The organism is Methylobacterium nigriterrae, from assembly GCF_037106235.1.
Classification (GTDB): domain Bacteria; phylum Pseudomonadota; class Alphaproteobacteria; order Rhizobiales; family Beijerinckiaceae; genus Methylobacterium; species Methylobacterium nigriterrae.
Genome location: NZ_JBAWTG010000275.1, coordinates 1 through 2890 on the forward strand (window position 1 = coordinate 1; position 2890 = coordinate 2890).

Annotated in this window: 3 protein-coding genes and 1 pseudogene; all 4 read right to left on the reverse strand. The window is 64.9% G+C overall.

The genetic code is table 11. The features are described 5' to 3' along the window. Positions 1–368, reverse strand: a 368-nt coding sequence (locus WDW90_RS35995) for a cation:dicarboxylate symporter family transporter (RefSeq protein WP_336492535.1), incomplete at its 3' end; no start/stop codon positions are given. 117 nt (positions 369–485) lie between these two features. Continuing rightward, complete coding sequence (locus WDW90_RS36000; RefSeq protein WP_336492536.1) at positions 486–1478, reverse strand: Ldh family oxidoreductase; 993 nt, start codon at positions 1476–1478, stop codon at positions 486–488. Next, complete coding sequence (locus WDW90_RS36005; protein ID WP_336492537.1) at positions 1475–2401, reverse strand: hydroxyacid dehydrogenase; 927 nt, start codon at positions 2399–2401, stop codon at positions 1475–1477. The genes WDW90_RS36000 and WDW90_RS36005 overlap by 4 nt, the downstream gene beginning before the upstream one ends. 116 nt (positions 2402–2517) lie before the next feature. After that, positions 2518–2890 (reverse strand): annotated as a pseudogene (locus WDW90_RS36010) (D-galactarate dehydratase); the annotation flags it as partial.

The window sequence follows — 2890 nt, forward strand, 5'->3', positions numbered from 1 at the left end:
GCGGACTTTCCGGCAAAGCCGCTGATCGCGGCGAGATCGAGATCCTTCGGATTCACGTTGAGGCCTGCGCCTGGCTGGATGAGCTCCCCAACACCCCAGCCGATCAGCATGGCGATCGTTGTCATCACTTCGAAATAAATCAGCGCTTTCAGCCCCACCCGTCCGGCGGTCCGCAAGTTGCCGGCCGAGTTGATGCCATGCACAATTGCGAGGAACACGATAGGTCCAACGCACATTTTAATCAGTTTTACAAACCCGTCGGCGAGAGGCTTCATCTCGACAGCCATCTTCGGATCGAGAAGACCTAACAGCAGTCCAGCAGCGATGCCGATTAGGACCTGAACATAGACGTGTTTCAGGGCGTTCATGGCTATCTCCCAGATAATTTTATTATTTGCGCTTATAGATTAGCTCCCGCTCGACCGACTGGCAGTTTCCGCTCTATTCAGGTCGATGCTGGAAGCCGAATGCGGACTTGAAGCCGTTCAAGTCGCCTTGATGATGGCCTGAATCTCAGCCGGAATGGCAATCCCGTCCTGCAAGGCGCGGGCGCGGTTCGCGAGCCGGCGCGCACCGGGCAGGCGAGCACCCGGCTGAGCCTCGATGGCGTGCGCCAACGCGGCCATTCTTTCGCCGAAGCGCCCGTTGCCGAAGGCGGCGGGGTCGATCGCCAGAAACAACTGCCCCGTGGCCGGTGGCGGCCCCTCGCCGTCGAGAAAGGACGATGCTTCGAAGGCGAGATTGGCACCGGTGAGGCAGGCCGCCAGCACTTCGACCATGAAAGCGAGTGCTGCGCCCTTTGCGTCTCCCAGTGGCACCATCGTGCCCTCGATCGCTCGCGCGGGATCTGTGGTGGGTTTTCCCTCAGAGTCGAGGGCCCAGCCTTCCGGAATCTGCTCGCCCCGCTGTCTGGCAGCAACGATTGGACCGCGGGCGACCTTCGATAGGGCAAGGTCGACGACTGCCGGCTCGCGACCTTCGAGCGGCGCAGCGAACGCGATCGGGTTGGTGCCGAACACCGGCGTCCGACCACCCCATGGCGCGATGCCGCCCGGCGTGTTGGCGAACAAAATCGCGACCAGCCCTTGGCGCGCGAGCGCCTCGCAGGGCAGGCCTGCGGCGCCACAGTGGTTGGAGCGCCAAATCGGCGCCACGGCGACACCCTGCTCCGCTGCGATGCGGGGCAACTCCGCAGTCGCGAGATCGAGGGCGGGATACGCGAACCCGAGCGCGGCATCGATTGCGAGCACGCCGCTACGTGGTCTCGTGGCTGTAGGACGGGCTTGGCCGTTGATCTTGCCGTTCCTGAGCATCGCCAGGTAGGTCGGGATGCGGGACAGCCCGTGGCCTTTTAGCCCATCCGCCTCCGCAGTCACGAGCGCGCGCGCCACCGAGCGGGCATTCTCCTCGGCGCAGCCGTTGCGCTGGAAAACCGCCGCGACCTGCTCTGTGGCCGATTCGATGGAGAGTGTGGTCATGCGGACAGGACCTTTCTGACATTCTCGACGGTGACCCAGGATACGCGAACGTTTGACTCCTCGGTCACTCCGGCAATGTGCGGCGTGAGCACGAGATTTGGCACGTTGGCGAACTTGGCTGCGGCGTCCCTTCCGAGCGGCTCCTCAGCAAAGACGTCGAGCGCGGCGCCGCCGAGCCGGCCAGCGCGCAAGGCCTCGGCCAAGGCAATTTCGTCGACAACACCGCCTCGCGCGGCATTGATGACGACGGCCCCAGGCCTCATGCGCCCAATTGCGTCAGCACCGATCAGACCACGGGTGTCGGCGGTCAGGGGGACGTGGAGGCTTACAACGTCGGCTTCGGCGAGCAGAGTTTCCAGCTCGCGCCGCTCGACGGCCATGGAGCTGAAGGCGCTGTCGGGAGCATACGGATCATAGGCGACAACGCGCATACCGAGCGCGGCGGCGCGCTTGGCCGTCTCCCGCGCAATTGAGCCGAAGCCAATGAGGCCCATTACCCGTGCGGCGGTCTCTCGCCCGATCAGGGCGTTGCGCGGCCAAGCGCCGGTCAGCATCTCCGGCGTGGCGTGGTAAGCTCCGCGTAGCAGCAGCATCGCCGTACAAATCACGTACTCGGCGACCGAAAGATCGTTTGCTCCAGTGGCTGGAAGCACGGCAATGTTCCGGGCCTTGCAGGCTCCAACATCGATATTGTCGAGGCCGACGCCCAGACGGCCGACGGCGCGAAGGGAGCGCGCGCCGTCGAGCAACGCTCCCCGGACTTGGGTGCGATTGCGGACGATGATCGCGCGTGCGGAAGCCATTTCTGCCGCAAGCTCGTCTGGACGGTCGACTAGCCCCGGGTCATAGAGGACGTCATACCCAGCAAGCCCTTCGCGGATTGCTGCCTCATCCATGAATTCGCTGATGACAATGTCTGCCATGGCAGTTCCTCGAGCAGGAGCACGAGACCACGGCGCGCGTTGGCGCCGCGAGTTGCTGGTGCAAGACAATGGAGTAGGACGGCCGCAGCCCGTGGGCTGCGGCCGCCGAAGCGCGATCAGGCGCTGCGGTAGAGCTTCGTCATGGAGAACTCGCGGTGCCCGAGGGACTCCGCGGCCGTGAGGCGGCCGTTGGCCGTGCGCACCACCATGTCGATGAGCGCGTCGCCCGCCTGATCCAGGGTCATCTCACGGCGCAGCACACCGGTCACATCGACGTCGATGTGCTCGCCCATGGTGCGCAGAGTCTTGGGATTGCCCGAGATCTTGATCACCGGAAGGATCGGGTTGCCGATCACGTTGCCCTGCCCGGTCGGGAAGGTGTGCACCGCATAGCCCGCCGCCGCCATCAGGGTCACGCACTCGGCCGCGGCCGAGGACGTGTCCATGAAGTAGAGGCCCGGCCCCCGGGCCGGCGCTTCGGCGGGCTGG

Coding starts and splice junctions, on each gene's coding strand:
- WDW90_RS36000 (WP_336492536.1), bottom strand. CDS start 1,478: ATGACCACACTCTCCATCGAATCGGCCACAGAGCAGGTCGCGGCGGTT.
- WDW90_RS36005 (WP_336492537.1), bottom strand. CDS start 2,401: ATGGCAGACATTGTCATCAGCGAATTCATGGATGAGGCAGCAATCCGC.